General features: G+C 56.7%; 18 protein-coding genes and 1 tRNA gene. 7 read left to right on the forward strand and 12 right to left on the reverse strand.

The genetic code is table 11. The features are described 5' to 3' along the window. Window positions 1-20 precede the first annotated feature (20 nt). The 5 genes from BLQ16_RS08440 to BLQ16_RS08460 form a co-directional block, all read right to left on the reverse strand. A tRNA-Ala gene (locus BLQ16_RS08440) sits at window positions 21-93 on the reverse strand. Between the two features lie 111 nt (window positions 94-204). Then, a complete protein-coding gene (locus BLQ16_RS08445; RefSeq protein ID WP_242868985.1) occupies window positions 205-564 on the reverse strand; it encodes a branched-chain amino acid transporter permease in 360 nt (119 codons plus the stop codon). Further along, complete coding sequence (locus tag BLQ16_RS08450; protein WP_091792301.1) at window positions 551-1,291, reverse strand: AzlC family ABC transporter permease; 741 nt, start codon at window positions 1,289-1,291, stop codon at window positions 551-553. Before BLQ16_RS08450 ends, BLQ16_RS08445 begins: the two co-directional genes overlap by 14 nt. A gap of 167 nt (window positions 1,292-1,458) precedes the next feature. Next, a complete protein-coding gene (locus tag BLQ16_RS08455; protein ID WP_091792302.1) occupies window positions 1,459-3,972 on the reverse strand; it encodes a heavy metal translocating P-type ATPase in 2,514 nt (837 codons plus the stop codon). A gap of 26 nt (window positions 3,973-3,998) precedes the next feature. Beyond that, window positions 3,999-4,328, reverse strand: a complete 330-nt coding sequence (locus BLQ16_RS08460) for an ArsR/SmtB family transcription factor (protein WP_091792303.1) — start codon at window positions 4,326-4,328, stop codon at window positions 3,999-4,001. 254 nt (window positions 4,329-4,582) lie between these two features. On the opposite strand from BLQ16_RS08460, the gene BLQ16_RS08465 reads away from it, so the two are divergent. The 5 genes from BLQ16_RS08465 (at window position 4,583) to BLQ16_RS08485 (ending at window position 10,371) form a co-directional block, all read left to right on the forward strand. Further along, window positions 4,583-5,974: an FAD-binding oxidoreductase gene (locus BLQ16_RS08465; RefSeq protein WP_091792304.1), complete on the forward strand. Its 1,392-nt coding sequence runs from the start codon at window positions 4,583-4,585 to the stop codon at window positions 5,972-5,974. An 8-nt stretch (window positions 5,975-5,982) separates the two neighbouring features. Continuing rightward, a complete protein-coding gene (locus BLQ16_RS08470; protein WP_091792305.1) occupies window positions 5,983-7,206 on the forward strand; it encodes a (Fe-S)-binding protein in 1,224 nt (407 codons plus the stop codon). Between the two features lie 177 nt (window positions 7,207-7,383). Further along, a complete protein-coding gene (locus BLQ16_RS08475; RefSeq protein ID WP_091792306.1) occupies window positions 7,384-9,003 on the forward strand; it encodes a 4Fe-4S dicluster domain-containing protein in 1,620 nt (539 codons plus the stop codon). A gap of 123 nt (window positions 9,004-9,126) precedes the next feature. Further along, window positions 9,127-9,948, forward strand: a complete 822-nt coding sequence (locus BLQ16_RS08480) for a pyridoxamine kinase (protein WP_091792307.1) — start codon at window positions 9,127-9,129, stop codon at window positions 9,946-9,948. A 96-nt stretch (window positions 9,949-10,044) separates the two neighbouring features. Beyond that, window positions 10,045-10,371, forward strand: a complete 327-nt coding sequence (locus BLQ16_RS08485) for a hypothetical protein (protein WP_091792308.1) — start codon at window positions 10,045-10,047, stop codon at window positions 10,369-10,371. A 108-nt stretch (window positions 10,372-10,479) separates the two neighbouring features. Here BLQ16_RS08485 and BLQ16_RS09815 read toward each other — a convergent pair whose 3' ends face one another. After that, the gene (locus BLQ16_RS09815; protein WP_242868986.1) at window positions 10,480-11,139 is read right to left on the reverse strand and encodes a cupin domain-containing protein; all 660 of its coding nucleotides are present in this window, start codon (window positions 11,137-11,139) and stop codon (window positions 10,480-10,482) included. Between the two features lie 108 nt (window positions 11,140-11,247). Here BLQ16_RS09815 and BLQ16_RS08495 point away from each other — a divergent pair, with 108 nt between their 5' ends. Next, a complete protein-coding gene (locus BLQ16_RS08495; protein ID WP_091792309.1) occupies window positions 11,248-12,012 on the forward strand; it encodes an HAD family hydrolase in 765 nt (254 codons plus the stop codon). Between the two features lie 119 nt (window positions 12,013-12,131). On the opposite strand, the gene gcvPB is transcribed toward BLQ16_RS08495, so the two are convergent. The 6 genes from gcvPB to scfB form a co-directional block, all read right to left on the reverse strand. Further along, the gene (gcvPB, locus tag BLQ16_RS08500) at window positions 12,132-13,580 is read right to left on the reverse strand and encodes an aminomethyl-transferring glycine dehydrogenase subunit GcvPB (RefSeq protein WP_091792310.1); all 1,449 of its coding nucleotides are present in this window, start codon (window positions 13,578-13,580) and stop codon (window positions 12,132-12,134) included. Further along, a complete protein-coding gene (gcvPA, locus tag BLQ16_RS08505; protein ID WP_091792311.1) occupies window positions 13,577-14,896 on the reverse strand; it encodes an aminomethyl-transferring glycine dehydrogenase subunit GcvPA in 1,320 nt (439 codons plus the stop codon). The genes gcvPB and gcvPA overlap by 4 nt, the downstream gene beginning before the upstream one ends. A 2-nt stretch (window positions 14,897-14,898) precedes the next feature. Further along, window positions 14,899-15,273, reverse strand: a complete 375-nt coding sequence (gene gcvH / locus BLQ16_RS08510) for a glycine cleavage system protein GcvH (protein ID WP_091792312.1) — start codon at window positions 15,271-15,273, stop codon at window positions 14,899-14,901. 2 nt (window positions 15,274-15,275) lie between these two features. Further along, window positions 15,276-15,818 carry a flavodoxin family protein gene (locus tag BLQ16_RS08515; protein WP_159428058.1) on the reverse strand — a complete coding sequence of 181 codons (543 nt, stop codon included), beginning with the start codon at window positions 15,816-15,818 and terminating at the stop codon, window positions 15,276-15,278. Between the two features lie 116 nt (window positions 15,819-15,934). Beyond that, window positions 15,935-17,023 (reverse strand): glycine cleavage system aminomethyltransferase GcvT, encoded by a 1,089-nt coding sequence (gene gcvT / locus BLQ16_RS08520; protein ID WP_091792314.1) that lies wholly within the window; start codon window positions 17,021-17,023, stop codon window positions 15,935-15,937. Between the two features lie 205 nt (window positions 17,024-17,228). Further along, window positions 17,229-18,635, reverse strand: a complete 1,407-nt coding sequence (scfB, locus tag BLQ16_RS08525; RefSeq protein WP_091792315.1) for a thioether cross-link-forming SCIFF peptide maturase — start codon at window positions 18,633-18,635, stop codon at window positions 17,229-17,231. Between the two features lie 212 nt (window positions 18,636-18,847). On the opposite strand from scfB, the gene BLQ16_RS09820 reads away from it, so the two are divergent. Beyond that, on the forward strand, window positions 18,848-19,599 hold a 752-nt coding region (locus BLQ16_RS09820; protein WP_242868987.1), incomplete at its 3' end, for an aryl-sulfate sulfotransferase.

A 19,599-nucleotide genomic window follows, 5' to 3' on the forward strand; every position in this document is an offset into this window, starting at 1 on the left:
AACTTGAACCTCTCGGTTCATGGAGATAAAGAGATTCGAACTCTTGACCCCCTGCTTGCAAGGCAGGTGCTCTCCCAGCTGAGCTATACCCCCATCGGCCAGACCCTTGTCTTGGCACAAAAATTATATTATCAAAACGACGCATGCCTGTCAAGAGTTTTTTCCCTTTTTTCGTCATTTCAAAAGGGGCCCTTATCACAGGCGTCAGGCGATTCCTTTTATGATGAGCACCTGCCTCAGGCCCATATATAGGAGGGTTCCGCCGGCAATGGAAATGAGCATATTGCCCCAGCGATAGTGCAAAAGGGCTGTGAGGAGGGCGCAGGTGAGCTCAGGCAGGCCGTGGAAGGTAGCGGTTTCAGCCGGAACGGCGCGCAGGCAATAGACCACCAGGAGGGGCATCATAGCATAGGGCAGGACGCCACCCAGGTAGACAATCCGGTCCGGCAATTGACGCCGGGCCAGGGCAATAAAGGGAAGCCAACGGGTAAACTGGGTCACGGCGCCGGCAATGGCGATGATGATAAGCCCTTGCCATAAGGGCATTACACTATTCGGACTCAATGACACGCGCTCCTTTCTCAATCCAATGACGCAGGCCCAAGAGGCCGACCAGGATGAGCACCATGGCCGGCACCATAAAGTTGTCAGCGCCAAAAATCAGGCGGGCAACAAGGGCGGCGCCGAAGCCAATGACGGCAGCCCGACGACCGCGGGTTAATCGCCAGCAGCCAAGCGACCGGGCTTCCCGCCATTGGCTGACGAACAAGACGACAAAGAGGGCGGTCATCACGTATTCTATGCCGGGCAAGTCAAAATGAATCAGGCTGCCGGCCAAGGCCCCGGCAGCTGTCCCAAAGACCCAGTAGCCCTGGATGAACATGCTCACAAAAAACATATACCAGTCCGGTGCGGCGCCCTTCGGCGTAGGCAGAGTGACCAGCAGGGAATAGACTTCATCGCTCAGCGTATAAATCATATAGGCCGCCTTGGGGCCAACCTGCCGGTAGGGCCCCACCAAGGAAATGCCATAAAAAAGATGGCGGCCGTTGACCATGAGGGTCATCAAGGCCACATTAAACGGGTTAAAGGTTGACAGCAACATGGAGGCGACCAAGAATTCCATACTCCCGGCATCAATTAAAATCGCCATTAAAATTGGCATCCATGGGGCAAAGCCCAGGCCGGTCATCATCATCCCGTAGGCAATACCCAAAAATAAAAAACCGGCAAAAATCGGCAGTGTCCGTTCAAGGGCCACCTTAAAGGCGACTTGTTTTTCTGAAGCCATGTGCTCCCACCCCCTTCTGATAATCCTCTGCAATAACCATCCGCAACAGTATAGCACAAAGATTACCGACGCCCAAGGCTGAACCGCAGGCACAAAAAAGACGGCAGGTTCATACCTGCCGTCCAATATAACTTCTTTTGTGGGCCGCATTTTTTGAAGGGCCCTCTTTAAAGGATATTTGACTGCCTTACATACATGGCGCGCATGGCGTTTAAGATGGCGATGATGGTGACGCCCACATCGGCAAAAACGGCTGCCCACATGGTTGCAAAGCCCAAGGCACCCAGCAGCATGACCACTGCCTTAACCCCTAAGGCAAAAATCACATTCTGCCAAACGATGCGTCGGGTACGCCGGGCAAGGGCAATCCCTTCTGCCACTTTAGCCGGTTCATCGGTCATTAAGACGACATCGGCGGCTTCAATGGCGGCGTCCGAGCCCAAGGCGCCCATGGCGATGCCCACATTGGCCAAGGCCAGGACGGGGGCATCGTTTAAGCCATCGCCCACAAAGGCAACGCAGCGTCCTTCCGCTTGCAATTGTTCCAAGGCGGTCACCTTATCCTGGGGCAAGAGTTCCGATTCAATGCGGTCTATGCCCAGATCGGCCCCCACCCATTCAGCGACATCATGCCGATCGCCGGTGAGCATCACCGTTTCGCCAATGCCCATCTTTTTTAAGTGGGCAATGGCGCCGCGACTGCTTTCCTTGGGGTCATCGCTGACCACAATGTGGCCCAGATAACGTCCATCGTAAGCTACATAAACCACCGAAGCCGGGCCATCCACCGGCGGTGCGTCAATACCTGCCTCCGTCAGCAGGCGGGCATTGCCGACCAAGGCCAAACGCCCGTCAATCTTACCGGTGAGGCCTCGACCGCTCACTTCTTGAAGCTCGGTCACCGGGGGCCGTTCGCCTTCGAAAGCAGCGCTGACGGCTTGGGCAATCGGATGGGTAGAGTGGTCCTCCAAGGCAGTGGCCAGGCGATAAACCTCCTCTTCATCAACGCCCGGTGCCGGCTTAACGGCCACAACCGCAAAGTGCCCTTCCGTTAAGGTCCCGGTTTTATCAAAAACCACCGTATCCACTTCTGCTAAGGTTTCCAGGTAGGTGGCGCCTTTGACCAAAATGGCTGATCGCGACGCGCCACCGATGCCGGCAAAAAAGGTCAGGGGCACGGAAATCACCAGGGCGCAAGGGCAGGAACAAACAAGGAAGATCAGGGCCCGATAAAGCCAGGTTTCAAAACTTGCCGGGCCGAAAATAACCGTTGGAATCAGACATAAGGCCACCGCACAGGCAACAACCGTCGGCGTATACACGGCAGCAAAGCGCGTGATAAACCGCTCCATACGCGCTTTGCGGTCGGAAGCGTTCTCCACCAGTTCTAAAATTTTGGCAACAGTGGAATCCACAAAGGCGGTAAGGGTTTCCAGTTCCAGCACCCCGCTCAAGTTAATGCTGCCGGAGAGCACCTCATCGCCGGTGCCTACCGCACGGGGCATGCTTTCACCGGTCAAGGCCGAGGTGTCAAGCTGGCTCGTCCCGGTGACCACCTTCCCGTCCAGGGGGACCCGTTCGCCGGGGCGGACCAGGATGCGGCTGCCTACGGCAACGCTTTCCGGCGCCACTTCCCGGACGGCCCCGTCTTCCATCAGGTTGGCAAAGTCCGGGCGAATGTCCATAAGCCCGCTAATCGAGCGCCGCGACCGATCCACGGCCAAGTCTTGCACCAGTTCGCCGGTTTGATAAAAGAGCATGACGGCCACGGCCTCTTCCCAGGCCCCAATACCGAAAGCACCGACGGCGGCAATGGCCATCAAGACTTCTTCATTAAAAAACTGCCTGCGGGCAAAGCCTTTTACCGCATTGACCAACACCGGCCCGCCAACAACCACAAAGGCCATGAGAAAGGCCAACAGAGCCGGCCGGCTGTCTTCACCCAAGGCAAAACCTGCGATAAAAAGAACCGCTGCCGCGGCCAGCATGGCCAGTGTTTTTTTCCGGGCCAGCAAGCCGTCAATTAACCGAGCCTGGATGACGGCTTTATCGGCTGTCGCCAGCTGGACCACTGTGCCCGGTTCAATGCGGTCGGCAATGTCTTGAACCCGCGCCTGCAAGGCTGCCGGATCACCGGTGTGGCAAAGGCGCAGCCGCTGGTCCATCAGGTTCAAGCTGGCCTCCTGGACCTCAGGCAGCTTAGCCACCTCCGCTTCAATTTTCGCCGCGCAATTGGCACAGGTCAGGTTGGGCAAGGAGAAAACCGTCTCCTGCCCCGACTCAGTCACCGCTTGAACGATGGTGCCCGGCTCAATCCGGTCAGCCAGCCGGCTGACCGCGTCAAGGAGGTCATCCGGATCCGCCCTATGCAACAACTGCAATTCCCGTTTGAGAAAATTAAGCGAGGCGGTCTGAACGCCCGGCAGGTCCCCGGCCGCCTGCTCAATTTTCGCGGCACAATGGGCACAGGTTAAGTTGGGCAGGGTGAGCCTGAGTCGGGCCGGGCCGCCGGCAGCCTCCTCATCCGGCGGCGCCTTTTCGGTATGTTCCTCGCAATGATCCGTCGAGTGGTTGAGGGTCGGCGATGCCTCGACGGCACCGGTCGACTCTTTGCTGTAATGGGTGTGATCACAAAGCGGCCCGTGGGCGCTGCAACCACATGAATGGTGATGTTCCTGCATGATGACCTCCTCTAATGAATGATGTCTTAACGCTCCATAATATGCGCCAGGCCCTGACGAAAAATTTGCGCCACATGGTCGTCGTCTAAGGCATAGACCCTGTTGCGCCCGTCACGGGTGCTTTTTACCAGGCGGGCGCCTTTCAGTACCCGCAATTGGTGGCTGATGGCCGATTGACTCATGCCCAGCGCTTCGGCAATATGAACCACGCAGCACTGGCCCTGGGCCAAGGTCCAAAGAATCCGCACCCGGGTGGGGTCCCCCAAGACCTTAAACAGCGTTGTCAGTGCTGCCAAATCCTGGTCTCCCGGCAGGTGGTCCCAGCCCTTCCCGGCAGCTGGCTGTCCCTTGTCCATACGCGCCCTCCTTTTCAACACTTGCGCATCCTTATGCCTTACAAGGTCGCGCCAATGTATGAACAACTGTTCACATATTCATATATTAGCGCGCCAGCTGCCAGCTGTCAAGCCAAAGTTTCCAGTCATTTTAAGATTATAAAAAATTTTTTCCTTGGATCTTCCGTCGGCCCATGACGGCTCCGCCCCGCTGCTATATAATGAGAGAACAACAGCTGTATTTAAATACCGAAAGCATCTTCAAGGAGGATCATATGGCTAAATTCACGCATCACCTACAAGCCTTAACCGATATTTTAGGAAAAGATCGGGTCTTAAAGGCGCCTGTGGATACCTTCGGCTATTCATACGACGGCTCACCGGAACCCCTTAGTCAAGCTTTTCAGCCGGATGCGGTTTGCAAGTGCCATAGCACAGAAGAGGTCTCCCAGGTCATGGCCTACTGCCACCGGCACAACATCCCGGTGACCTGCCGCGGCATCGGCAGCGGTCGCAGTGGCGGCGCCATTCCCGTATCCGGAGGGGTGGTCCTATCGCTAGATGAAATGAACGCCATTTTGGAAATTGACCGCGCCAACCTGATGGCGACGGTCCAGGCCGGTGTCCGCACCAAGACCTTGGCCGACGCCTGCAAGGCAGAAGGCCTTTTTTACCCGCCGGATCCGTCCAGTTATGCTTATTCAACGATCGGCGGCAATATTGCCGAAAATGCCGGTGGCATCTGTGCCGTCAAATACGGGGGCACGGCCGCCTATGTCATGGCGCTGGAGGTTGTCTTGGCCGACGGCAGGGTGATCCGGGTGGGCGGAAAAATGGTAAAGAACGTGACCGGCTATAACTTGGTCGGGCTCTTCATCGGCTCAGAAGGGACCCTGGGCATCATCACCCAAGCCACCCTCCGTCTTATTGCAGCTCCGGCCTGCAAGGGAACGGCCCAGGCCTGCTTCAGCAGCATGCAAGCGGCTTGCGAGACCGTATCCGACGCCTTAGCAAAGGGCGTTGTCCCAGCCGCAGCAGAGGTCATGGATGCGGTGTCCATCCAAGCAGCAGAGCGGTTCCTGGACTTTTCCGCTCCGGACAATACGGAAGCCCTGGTCTTGTTTGATGTTGACGGAGACGATCCGGAGGCCATTAGCCGCCAGCTGGAAGCCTTGCAATCCCTGGCTGAGGCCCACGACGCCGTCCGCCTCCTAACGACGACAGATCCGGACGAAGCGGCCGCCTTGTGGCAGGTCCGCCGGAAATTATCCTCGGCGGTGGCCGCCCTGGCCCCGGATAAGGTGGGCGAGGACATATCCGTTCCCCGGTCCAAATTAGCCGAGGTGGTGGAAACCCTCAATGACATTGCCCAGCGGCACGACTTACTTTTGGCGGTTTACGGCCATGCCGGTGACGGCAACCTGCACCCGGCCTTCTTACTGGACCTGGCCGACCCGGCGCAAAAAGCCCGTCTGGATAAGGCCTTGGATGAAACCTTCCGTGCTGCTGTGGCCTGCGGCGGCACCCTATCCGGCGAGCACGGCATCGGCATTTCCAAAAAGCCCTGGATCCAAACGGCCTTATCTGAAGACGTCATCAATACGTCCCTGACCCTTAAACAGGCCCTGGACCCGAAAGGCATTCTAAATCCGGGCAAAATATTTTAGGAGGGGACATGACTGACTGTAAGAAAGAATCCGTTCAAAACGATGACTTGCTCAACTTACTCAACCAATGCGACCGCTGCGGCGCCTGTACCCTGGTCTGCCCCTTATATGAGGTCAATGCTCTGGACCGCGCCACAGCCCGTGGGAAGCTGGCCTTGGCCAAGGCCTACTTGACCGGTGTCCTGCCGGAAGGCGGTGCCGCCCTCCAGGAGGCTATGGAATATTGCCTCTTATGCGGCGCCTGCAGCGAGGTCTGTCCATCGCACATTATGACCGCCGATGCCATGGTGGACATGCGCCATCGGCTGGGGGAAAAATACGGTCTGTCCCTTTTTCACCGCGCCGTCGGCGCCGGCCTGGCCTCCCCCGGCTTTCGCAATCTGGGGCGTGCCGGCATCGCTGCTGCCCAAGCCCTGGCCTTTCCCAAGCTGACCGGTGGACTTTTGCCGGCCGATCCGGTCACGCCCCGCACCGGCCATCCAGGGCCGGCAGCCCTGCACACCAGCTTACCAGCGGAAACCGGGGCCCGGTCAGCTGAGGGCCTGAAAAATATCGCCTATTTCACCGGCTGCGCCATGGGCCTTTTCTTTCCCAAGGCAGCCGATGCGAGTGTGCGCACCTTGCAGGCGGCCGGTTTTCAGGTCGACCGCCCGAGGGTGGATTGCTGTGGCGTGCCCCAGCTGGCCCACGGCCTTGCCGAAAGGGCCCGCAGCCTGGCAAAAGACAACATCGCCAGGTTAGAACCCTACGACGCCATCGTCACCGATTGTGGCTCCTGTGCCAACAGTTTGCGCGAATACCCCCACCGTTTAGCCGATGACCAGGACTGGGCCCTCCGCGCAACCGCCTTGGCCAAAAAAATCTGGAGCCTATCTGAATTGCTCTACGCCGCCGGCTACCAGCCGCCCCACCGGCAGCTCCGCGTCACCTACCACGACAGCTGCCATTTAAACCGCGGCCTGGGCGTTCACGAGGCGCCACGCGCCCTCTTACGCCAAGCCAGCGATTATATTGAAATGAACCGCGCCGACCGCTGTTGCGGCGGGTCAGGAAGTTTCGCCCTGGAACATCCGGCCGTCGCCAAGAAAATTTTGGCTTTGAAAGAGAGCGATGTCCGCGCCACCGGTGCCCAAGTGCTTGTGGCCGAATGCCCCTCCTGCTTAATGCAGCTGGGAAAAATGGCCGGCAAGGGACTGCAAGTCCTCCACCTGTCACAGGTCATCTGTCCTTAGGGGCAACACTTCGCTCTCTCATAATAACTCCTTTTATTTTCTATAAATATTTCTCATATTAGAGTTCATTTTACAGGACCCGTATGTTACACTTGTGATAAGCAATGATATCTTAAAAGTTTTGGTATGTGAGGAGATTGTCAAGCCCCGGAAAGAAGGAAAGGATGAGGCTTACCCATGAAACAAGTATATTCTGACGTCATCGCCATGCGCCGTGACATTTTCCGTGAAATCGCCCGTTTGGCCTATGAGGATGGCGATTTGCACGACCTGCGTCAGGCCGTCTTTAACATTCTCCCCGGCGAAAGCCCGCTGTACGGTACGGATATTTTTCGCGAACGCGCCATTGCCGGTGAACGCCTCCGTCTGGGATTGGGCTTGTCTGTACGGGATGCCGGCAACCTCGGCCCGTTGGACGATGACATCGACCTGATTGACGCAGCCCACCGGGTCTATGAGCCGCCATTGGTCAATGTGATTCCCTTTGCCTGCCAGGCCTGCCCCACCAAGACCGTTTCAGTGACCAACAATTGCCGGGCCTGCATCGGCCACCCCTGTAAGAATGTCTGCCCTAAGGATGCCATTGATTGGAATTCAAAGGACGGCGCCACCATCAATGAGGTCCTCTGCATTCGCTGTGGCCGGTGTGCGGACTACTGCCCCTACAACGCCATCATTAAATACGACCGCCCCTGTGCCGCCAACTGTGGCGTCAAGGCCATCGGCAGCGACGACTTGGGCCGGGCGGAGATCGACCACAACAAATGTGTTTCCTGCGGCCGTTGCATCACCGAATGTCCCTTTGGCGCCATCAGCGATAAATCGCAAATTTACCAGCTGATTCGTTCCATTAAAGCCGGTGACCACCATGTGGCCATTGTGGCCCCTTCCTTTGTGGGGCAGTTCGGCAACAAGGTCAGTCCGGAGCAAATTTTTGAAGCCATTTATCAAATCGGCTTTACGGAGGTCATGGAAGTCGGCCTGGGCGCCGACCTGACCACCCTGCAGGAGGCGGAAGAATTTGTCCACCTGGTTCCGGACACCCGCCCCTTTATGGGCACCTCCTGCTGCAATTCCTGGTCCCTGATGATTCAAAAGATATTCCCGGACATTGCGCCTTACGTCTCGGAAACGGCTACGCCCATGATTGAAACGGCCTACTACATTAAGCAGAAAAATCCCGATGCAAAGGTCACCTTTATTGGGCCCTGTATCTCTAAAAAACTGGAAGCCCTGCGCCATTACGTCAAAAATTACGTTGACTTTGTCATCACCTTTGAAGAGCTGGGTGGCATCTTGAGTGCCAAAGGCTTTACCTTCGAGGCCATGCAAGAATTGGAACCTAGAGAGACTATTCAACAAGCGTCTAAGACGGCGCGTGGTTATGCCAGCGGCGGCGGCGTGGCCACTGCTGTGGCCGAGCTCATCGCCGAAAAATGGCCTGAGGTCGAGGTGAATTATGAAGGCGCCGAAGGGTTGGACAATTGCGTTAAGCTGATGAAGCTGGCCAAGGCGGGCAAGAAAAACGGCATGCTTCTTGAAGGCATGGCCTGTGAAGGCGGCTGCTTAGGCGGCCCGGGCACCCTTGCCGCTTTGAACGTTGCCCGACGCGCCCTGCAAAAATTCAAAGATGACAGCACTTTTGCGTCACCGACCAACAACGAATTGATTCACCACTTTGATCCGGAATGCATCACGCGAGCAAAAGAATCCGATCATGAAGAGGAACACCGGGTTGAAGTGGCGGCAAAAGTCAGCAAGCTGGCCTACGAAAAACGCAAACAGCAAGAAAACTAGGGTCTTGTCCCCGCTTCGGCGGGGATTTTTTATACCCTTGCAGACAGGCCAATCTTTTTTTACTATAGAGCTAGACCTGTTAACCCTGTCAGCTATTTGTACAAGCTATTGTAAGGAGGAGCTATGAAACGCGTTCTTGCTTTCCATGATTTATGCGGCTTGGGCCATTCATCACTGGCCTGTGCCCTGCCGGTCATATCCGCCTGCGGCCATCAAGTGATTGCCGCGCCAACCTCAGTCCTATCCAGCCAGACCGACGGCTATGAGAACTACGCCGTCACCGGCTTGACCCACTTTTTGCACGCTGCCTTGCGCCATTGGGAACGGGAAGGCCTCCAGGTGGAGGCCCTCTACAGCGGCTACCTGGCCGACCCCCTCCAGGTGGCCCACGTCGAGTTCGGCATCAAACGTCTCTTGCGTCCCGGCGGTACCGTCTTGGTTGACCCGGTCTTGGGCGACAATGGCAGCTTATACCCGGATTTCGGCCCTGAAATGATTGAGGCCATGAAAAACCTTATCCGGCAAGCGGACATTGTCACGCCAAACGTCACCGAGCTCTGCGCCCTCACCGGCCGCCCCCTGGGCGATGATCTGACCGAAGCTGCCTTAAAAGAGGCCGTCTTAACCTTGGCCGACCAGGGCCCGAAACGCATTGTGGTCACCTCCTTCACCCCGACCGATGACGAAATTGCCAGCTGCGCCTATGACCTGGCCCAGGACCGCTTCTTCCTCCACCGTCAAAAGCGGATTCCCGCCCATTATTGTGGCACCGGCGACCTCTTTGCCTCCGTTCTCCTAGGGGGCCTCTTAAGCGGTTTGGCCTTTGATGAGGCCTTGATGCGCGCCGACCGGTTTGTGGCCGAAGCCATCGCCTTAGGCATGAACCAGGAGGTCCCCCGCCGCGAAGGGGTCCCCTTTGAGCCCTTGTTGGGCAAATTGGTCTAAAGCAGCCGGCGTGAGCGTTTAAACCCTTTTGCGCTGCGGTATGTAATAAGCGAATCCATCAACTAGGGCCCAGATGAGCGAAAGGAGGCGCAAGATATGGCAGCGCGCGTACACGGCGTTTACGATGATATTTCCGAAACCTACAAGGCCGTTTTACAGCTCATTGGAAGCGGCTGGCGCAAAGATCAGTTGGTGCTGATTACAGCCGCCTTGCCGGTGACCGATGACCAGGCCGATGACCTTGACCGTCGGCAGGTCGTTCGCCAAAAAAGTTTGCTGGAAACCGTTTTTCCCCTTCGGACTTATAGCCAGGCTTATGTCGGCGGTTTGTGTGAGGCACATAAATCCATGCTCCTCCCCTACCAGGCAGACTTAGATGCCGGGCGAATTGTGCTCGTCTTATCCAACGACCACAGCCTATGAGGTCCTTTACCCGCGGTAAAGGATCTCTCTTTTTGCCCCAAGCTGCCCCTTCTAAAAAAGGGCACAAAAAAAGCGCCGCCACAGCAGCGCTTATGCCCAAACCAGCTCTTAAAAAGCGACCAGGAGAAACATCTTAAAGGCCTCTGACGCTTTTAAAGCGTGAGGGATTTCTGCCGGCATGACCAAACTTTCGCCGGCCTTGACCTGGTAGGTCTCTTCGCCGACGGTGATTTCCGCCGTCCCTTCCAGGACCATCACCAGGGCGTCGCCACTGCTCTTATGCGCGCCAATGCGGGTCCCTTCCGCCAGAGCGAAGGTCGTCAGACTGATCTCCGGGCATTGGCAAATGGTCATGCTGGTAACCTCACCCTCAGCCCAGTCCATGGCCTCTGCCAGGTTGACCGCATGACCCTTGATCAGGTGCCGGGTTTGGCTGTGGTCATCGCCCGCCGTCAAGGTCACCTGCAACAACTGAAAGGGCGCATCCGACCCAAGAGAGTGCTTGGCATCCCTCGGTACGACAAAGGCATCGCCCGGGTCCAGAACATCTTCCGAGGCCCCCAGGCGAATCACCGGCGCCCCGGCCAAACCGAAATACAAGGTTTCCCCGGCATAATGGGCATCGCTCACCCCTTCACCGCCATCAAAGGCATAAAGGGTAATTTCCGGACTGTCCTCAGCAGACAGCTGACGGCTGGTCACCTGCTGGGCCCGCTGGGAAACCGCTTTGGCCAGCTGAAACGGCGCCCCGCCCTTTAACGTCAACATAGCATCCATCCTCCCCATATTTGTAAAAGCTTCGCCATTATTTTAACTTGATATTGATATAATAGCCCTTTTTGTTTATTTTTAAACCCCTGAACCCAAGGAGCGAACATGACGAAAAAATATTTCTTTTTTGATTTAGACGGCACCCTGGCACCGGGCATTGATAAAATCGTCCCGCCCGAGACCCGCCACGCCTTAGATGCCTTGCGAGACCGTGGTCATGAAGTGATCCTGGCCACCGGCCGGCTACAAATTGACGCCTGGCAGACCGCCGAGCCCTTGGGCATCCGCCACATGGTCTCAGACGGCGGCAACGGCTTAACCGTCAACGGCGTCCTGGAGCGGCTGGACGGGCTTCCGACAGCCCGATGTAAAGCCTTCCTCCACGACCTGCAAACCCTCGGCATCCCCTGGGCGGCCGTCAGCGCCAACCGCTTAGACCGCTGGACCACCGACCCGCATTTTGACCGCTTTGGCGACCATTATTTCAAAAACCACCAGGTCAGCCCTGCCGCCATCGACCGGGCCGAGGTCTTTTATAAAATTTTTGTCCACCACGATCCCAACACCGCCCCCTTTCCCGTCAACACAGAGGGCCTGCCCGTCGTCCCTTACGCCAAACGCTTTCTCCTCATTGAGCCCATGGAAAAAGGCCGCGGCATTACCGATATGATGCGCCGCCTGAACGGCAACCTGGCAGACGTTGTCGTCTTCGGCGACGGCCTCAACGACCTTCATATGTTTGACCCCCGCTGGACCTCCATCGCCATGGGCAACGCCCGGGATGAATTAAAACGCCAGGCCGACTACATCACCGCAGACGCCGCCCAGGGCGGCATCGTCCAGGCCCTGACCCATTACGGCTGGCTCTAACAGGCGAAAAATGCTTGGGCCAGCAAGTGCGACGCCAGAGAAAAGTCCCCCTCAACTTAGATAGATCTTTCCGTCTAAGTTTAGGGGGACTTTTATGGTATTTGGGTCAGGCCGCCAAATCAATCCTCCGCTTTTGTGGCGAAGGTGTAGCGCACCACCGGATGGCGGGCGGCGGTTACTTCGTCAACGCGGCGGATGGGGGTATGGCGGGGCATCTCGTGCAGGACCTCCGGGGTGTCATGGGCTTTCTGAATCAAGGCCCGGAAGGCTTCGGCTGCCGCGTCTAAGGTGGCCTTGCTTTCCGTTTCCGTCGGTTCGAACATGAGCGCTTCCGGAACGTTTAAGGGGAAGTAGATGGTCGGCGGATGGATGCCGTCTTCCAACATGCCCTTGGCCAAATCCAGGGCGCGAACGCCGGTTTCTTCTTTCAGGGCAGCCATGCCGGCCACGTATTCGTGCATGCAAAGGCGGTCAAAGGCGGCCGGGTAGGTATCTTTCAAGAGGACGCGCAGGTAATTGGCATTGATGACGGCTTGCTCGCTGGCGGCTTGCAAGCCATCGCCACCCAGGGTCAGGACATAGGCCAGGGCGCGCAAGACGACTGCGGTATGACCGTAAAATTGTTTGACCCGGCCGATGCTGTCCGGACGGTCTTCATCCCAGTAATAGTGTCCGTCTTTTTCGGCCAAAACCGGTGCCGGCAGGTAGTCTGCCAAGAAGGCCTTACAGCCGACGGCACCACTGCCGGGGCCACCGCCACCGTGGGGGGTGGAGAAGGTCTTGTGTAGGTTCAGGTGGACGCAGTCAAAGCCCATATCACCCGGGCGAACGGCGCCCATAATGGCGTTTAAGTTGGCCCCGTCATAGTAGACAAGGCCGCCGGCGGCGTGGACCGCTTCGGTGATGTCCAAAATGTCCCGTTCAAAAAGGCCCAAGGTGGACGGGTTGGTCAGCATCAGGCCGGCCGTATCCGGGCCGAGAACTTTTTTCAGGTCGTCCAAGTCCACGTCCCCATCGGCCTTGGTCCCGACGGAGATGACTTCCATACCGGCCATGACCGCGCTGGCCGGATTGGTGCCGTGGGCCGTTTCAGGGACGATAATTTTATTGCGGCCGGTATCGCCACGTTTTTCGTGGTATTTTTTGATCAAGAGAAGGCCGGTCCATTCGCCTTGGGCGCCGGCGGCCGGCTGGAAGGTCATCCGGTCCATGCCGGTCACGGCGCAAAGGTGACGCTCTGCCAGGGATAAGGCAGCCAGCGTTCCCTGCACGTCCTCCACCGGCGTCAGCGGGTGCAGGTCTGAGAAGCCCGGCAAGGCGGCGACGGCTTCGTGCAGCTTCGGGTTGTATTTCATGGTGCAAGAGCCCAGCGGAAAGAAACCGCGGTTCACACCGAAGGCCTGGTCTTCCAAGGCGCTGTAATGGCGCGACAGTTCCCCTTCCGTTACTTCCGGCAGGTGCAGGGTTTCGGCGCGCGCCGGCGCATCCATAGCCACTTCAGGAACGTCACAGGGGGCCAAGACCGGCTGGCTTGTGCCGGGAAGACTCCGTTCAAATATCAGTTTCATTGAGCCGCCTCCTTTAACCGATCAATGGCCAAATCCAGCTCTTCTTTCCGCACCGCTTCTGTTACGCACCACAGCATCCGGTCCTCCGCCAAGGGCAGACCGCTGAGGATGCCCTCCGCAGCCAGGATTTCTGCCACCCGGTCACAGGGCAGCGGCGTTGTGGTGACAAATTCGTGGAAAAAGGGGCCGTCGTGCAGACGACGGTAGCCAAGGCCGGCCAACTGGTCGGCAAAGTAATGGGCCTTAGCCCGGGACTGGAGGGCCACATCACGCAGCCCATCCGGGCCCATAAGACTCATATAAATCGCCGTGGTTAAGGCACACAGGGCCTGGTTGGAGCAAATATTGGAGGATGCTTTTTCCCGACGGATGTGCTGCTCCCGGGCTTGCAGGGTCAAAACGTAGGCACGGTTGCCCTCAGCGTCAACGGTCTCACCGACAATCCGCCCGGGCAAGCGGCGCATCAATTTCTTCGTCGTGGCCATAAAGCCCACGGACGGTCCGCCGTAGTGCATGGAAAGGCCCAAGGGCTGGCCATCGCCGACGACAATGTCCGCACCGAAGGCGGCCGGACTTTCATAGATGGCCAAGGCCAGGGGGTTGGCGCCAAAAATAAGGCGGGCGCCGGCGGCATGGACGGCCTCGGATACGGCCGACATATTTTCAATCAGGCCGTAGTAATTGGGGCTCTCCACGTACAGGGCACAGACCTCCGGATCTTTCAGGGCAGCTTGTAAAGCGGCCATATCAATCCGGCCATCTGCTTCCGGGACCATGTCAAAGGGCGCATTCGCACCACCGGCATAAGTGGCCATGACTTGAGCGGTCATGGGGTTGACCGTGCCGGCGCACAAGACCTTGGTCTTTTTCCGGTCGCGGCTCATGGCCATGGCTTCACCGGCTGCCGTAGCCCCGTCATAAACCGAAGCATTGGCCGCATCCATGGTGGTCAGGTCGGCAATCATGGTTTGAAATTCAAAAATGCCCTGGAGGACACCTTGGGAAATTTCCGCCTGGTAGGGCGTGTAACAGGTCAAGAAATTTTCCTTAGCAGCAATTTGACTGACCGCTGCAGGAATATAGTGCCGGTAGCTGCCGGCGCCGCGCAAGACCGTTTCATAGGGCCGATTGCGCCGGGCCAGGTGCGTCATTTGGCGGCGGACCGCCTGTTCCGGCAAACCGGTCGGTAGGTCCAGTCCGCCCCGGAGGCGCACTGCCGCAGGAATATCTGCATATAAATCCGCCGGTTCTTCAACCCCGATGGCCGCCAACATCTCACGACGATCGGCCTCGTTGACAGGAATGTAGCTGCCCACGTTTATTCACCACCGGCTTCGATAAAGGCGTTGTACTCGTCCTCCGTCAATAATTCATCGCCGGCGCTCACTTCAGAAAGTTTCACCAGCCAGGCCTCATAGCAGTCTTCATTGATCAGTTCCGGGGCATCCAGCAGGGCTTCATTGACTTCCGCCACAGTGCCGGATACCGGCAAGTATAAGTCAGACACGGCTTTAACGCTCTCCACATCTGCAAAAACTTCCCCTTCATCAAAAACATCGCCGACTTCCGGCAGGTTGACAAAAACAATATCGCCCAGTTCTCTTTGGGCATAATCTGTAATGCCGATGAACGCCGTGTCATCATCAGCGAATTGTACCCATTCGTGGCTTTTTGCAAATTTCATCTCACTCATCTTTACTCTCCTTTATCAATACAAGCATCGGTAATCGCCTGACGAAAAGTTCTCACAGCTGCCTGGTATTCGGCCTCCGTGGGCATCCGGGATTGCTCGCCGGCTTCGACCATCTGCTGTTTTACGCTTTCGCCCTCATCGCCCAAGGCCTGGGCAGGCATCTGACGCACGCGCGCCAACAGTTTTTCATCGACAAGGCCCGGCAAAACCGCCATGCCCAAAGCCCTTTCATGCCGCGCCAAAATTTTTTCCAAGTTAGCCATCACCTTCCGGCCATGCTCACTTGACGGGTCGGCGCCCATGGTGACAAAAAGCCCACAGGGCATCGCTGCCGGAATGGCCTCCATCCACTGACGAGACGCCTTATCCGGCCAGGCCCGATCAATCCAGCCGCCGGCCAAAACGCAGTCATAGCCTTCAGGGGATATGCCTTGTTGGATATCCGCCAGGGTCCATTGGCCGATGTTCGCCAGACCATCGGCCAAGCGTTGGGCTAATTTTTGGGTATTCCCGGTCCGGGATGAGTAGGCAATAAGTCCTTTCATATTTGCGCTCCTCTGGTCTAAGTTCTTATTCATTTTTCACGTCTAAAGGGCCAGGCAGCTCTTATGCCGGGAAGCCTGGTTGGCCCTATTTATTTGTGGTGGTCGGCACCTGAGCCTTATTGCCGTTTGTAAAAAGGCAGGGCCACCACTTCAGCGGCCACCGGCTTTTCCCGAATCAAGACGTCCAAGGACGTGCCTTCCGCCGCCAAGTCCGGCGGCACATAGGCCATGGCGTAGGCCCCTTTCAGGTAGGGCAACTGGGTGCCGGAAGTGACCCGGCCCACTTTCTCGCCCTCATGGCAAACCACGGCCTCTTGACGGGCAATGCCCCGGCCGACAACCTTTAAACCAACCCGCACCGGGTGGTCTTCCGGCAGGGCCAAAAGCGCCGCTTTCCCGATAAAATCATCTTTATCCAACTTAACCGCAAAGCCCAGACCTGCCGTCAGCGGGTCAACGCTTTCATCCATTTCATTGCCGTACAAGGGCAGGGCCGCTTCCAAGCGAAGCGTATCGCGCGCCCCCAAGCCGCAGGGCAGGATGCCATCCTCTGCACCGGCTGCTAAAAGCGCATCCCACACGGACGCAATGCCCTCGGCAGGCGCATAAATCTCAAACCCGTCCTCACCGGTATAGCCGGTCCGGGAAATCAGGCAAGGCACCCCGGCCACCGACACCTCCTCTAAAAAGGTGTAAAATTTTTCCGGCAACCGGTCTGTCAGGCGGCGCAAAACCACTTCCGCCTTAGGCCCTTGCAAGGCCACCTGGCCCCATAAGTCCGATGCATCCGTCAAGCTGGCGCCGTCTTCCATCAGTGGCAAGAGGTAATCGTAGACCTTGCCCCGGTTGGCCGCATTCACCACCAAAAGATAGCGGTCTTCTGCACAACGGTAGACCAGCAAGTCATCTAAGATGCCACCCTTTTCATTCATAATCACCGTATACCGGCAGCGACCGTCCGTCATGCTGTCAAACCGATTGCTGCAAAAACGGTTAAGGTGGGCCAGGGCCCTAGGCCCTTCAATAAAAATCTCGCCCATGTGGCTCACATCAAATAAACCCACCTGGTCACGCACCGCCAGGTGTTCCCTTTTAATCCCCGTCGGGTATTGAACCGGCATGTCATAGCCGGCAAAAGGAACCATCTTAGCTTCCAAGGCCAGGTGTTTCTCATAAAGCGGCGTCCGCAATAGCTTTTCTGTCATACAACAGCCCTCCCCTCATCACAACACCATTAGGTCGCACTTATTATACAGTCAAGGGGGCCACCTTTCAATACAAGACCAGCCGTTTTCAGACTTTTTTGAGGGAAATAAAAAAGCATCCCTGTCGAAACAGGAATGCTTGATAGGCGCCTTATCCGGTTGTTTACAAGCCTCTTCCCGGTGGCCTCCACTGGGACAGCCTCGTCTACTCCGCCGTCTCTTCCTCAGCCAATAGCCGCTTGGCTTCCAGGTAGAGGGCACACTCGATTCGCTTGCGCTGCAAATCGCAGCCGAAGCTGTACGGTTCATGTAGACCACCGCCGTAGCGAATATTATTGGCATGGCAGCCGCCGGAGCAGTTAAAGCGCGCCCAGCAGGTCATGCACACCGGTTTGGTGAGGACGGTGGCTTTTTGAAAGTCCTCTGCAATTTCCGGATGCACAATGCCGTCACGGACGGTCCCCATTTTATAGGCTTCATCGCCAACAAATTGGTGGCAGGGGTAGAGGTCTCCCTCCGGGCTCACGGCCAGGTAGTCATGCCCGCTGCCGCAACCGACCAAGCGCTTGGGCAGGCAGGGGCCGCCGTCAAAATCTACATTGAAATGATAAAAGTCATACCCCTTGCCCTTTTCTCGCGCCGCCAGATAATGCCGGGTCAGTTCATCATAGCTCGCCATGAGCGCCGGCTTATCGGCTTCGGTCAGCGCATAGGGCGCTTCCGCCGGCGCCACCACGGGCTCCATGGACAGGCGGTCAAAGCCCAGATCATCGGCCATGTGAATCACGTCTTTGGCAAAGTCCGTATTAAAATGCGTGTAGGTGCCCCGCATGTAATACCATTGATCCTCATCGGCCTGGTCAATAAAGGCCTGGTAACGGGGGATTACCCGGTCATAGGAGGGGCCGCCGCCCACAAAGGGCCGCATGTAGTCATGGACCTTTTGCCGTCCGTCTAAAGAAAGCACCAAGTCAATCTGGTTGTCCTTTGCCCAGCGGATGACCTCGTCCGTCATCAAGACACCGTTGGTTGTTAAGGTAAGCTTCAGGACCTTACCGTTTTTCTCCGCCAGCGCCCGCCCATAGCGGGCCGCTTCCTTGCAGACCTTAAAATTCAGCAAGGGCTCGCCGCCGAAGAAGTCCACCTCCACATGGGTGCGGTGGCGGGAAGCCTTCATTAAGAAATCCAGCGCCGCCTTGGCCGTTTCCAGGCTCATCAGCCCGCGCGGACCGCCGTAGGCACCGGTGTCCGCAAAACAGTAGCGACAGCGCAAATTACAGTCATGCGCCATGTGCAGGCACATGGCCTTGACGATCGGCTCGGTATGGGGCTTGTAATCGGAAAAGTCCGCCGGTGAAAAAAGCAGCCCGGCCTCAATCAATTCTGCAAGGCCGTCAGCAATCTCCGCCGCATCCTCTGGGCCGACCGCTTCCGCCATCATCGTCTGAGCCGTCTCCCAGCCATGGGCCTTCACTAAGTCCAAAAATTTCAGCGTATCCTCATCGGCAACATGCACCGACCCGCTGTTGACGTCCAAGATGATCGACAAGTCGTCAAATGTAAAATAATGCACCGCACTGAAATCCAATGCCGTACCGGTTTCTATCCTCATAATGTCCAATTCCTCCATTCATCGGTCAGTATAGCATAATCTACTGAAAAGAGAAAAGGGGGCAAGTCATTGTCCATTTGCAAGGCCATAAGTCAGGGCTATACCCCCTATCTACAACTTGTATTTTCCATTAATTCTGTTTATGGTTACAATATTATCAAAGTTAATTGTTCTACTATTTCGATATTTTTTATTTGAAAGGAGCTCCTACTATGGGCAATCCAACAGTACATCCAACCGGCACAACCGTCTACAATCCTGATAAAGCCTTTAACGGCTATACTCTCTTTCAGGCATGTGAACACGGTGCTACATTAATTGATATGAATGGCGGGGTCGTCAATTTTTGGGAAGACCTTCAAGGTTTTCCGAACAAGTTGCTCCCCGGCGGTGAAGTAGTCGGCAGCCTAGGCGAACGCAACAGTGAGTTCGGCTGGCAGGATCAAACTGACTTGGTACAAGTTGATTTTGACGGCAACATTGTCTGGAAATTTGACAAGATGGAATACATTGAAGACCCGGGTTACGAGCCCCAGTGGATGGCCCGCCAGCACCACGATTACCAATTTGAAGGCAACACGGTGGGCTACTACGTGCCCGGCATGGAGGCCAAGACCCGCGGCGGGAATAAATTAATTCTTTGCCACCAAACGGTAACCAACCCGAGAATCTCCGCTCTGCCCTTGTGCGATGACACGATTATTGAAATCAACGATGCGGGCGAGATTCTTTGGCGCTGGAACTGCAACGAGCACTTCCGCGAAATGGGCTTTTCTGAAGAGGCCAAAAACTGCATTGCCCGCAACCCGAATATGACAGCTTCAGGCGGCGATTGGATGCACATAAATTCTATGAGCGTCTTGGGCCCAAACCGTCACTATGACAACGGCGATGAACGCTTCCATCCGGATAACATCATCATTGACGGTCGTCAGACCAACATCATCTGCATCATCAGCAAGGA

It is taken from the genome of Peptococcus niger (assembly GCF_900101835.1).
GTDB lineage: Bacteria > Bacillota > Peptococcia > Peptococcales > Peptococcaceae > Peptococcus > Peptococcus niger.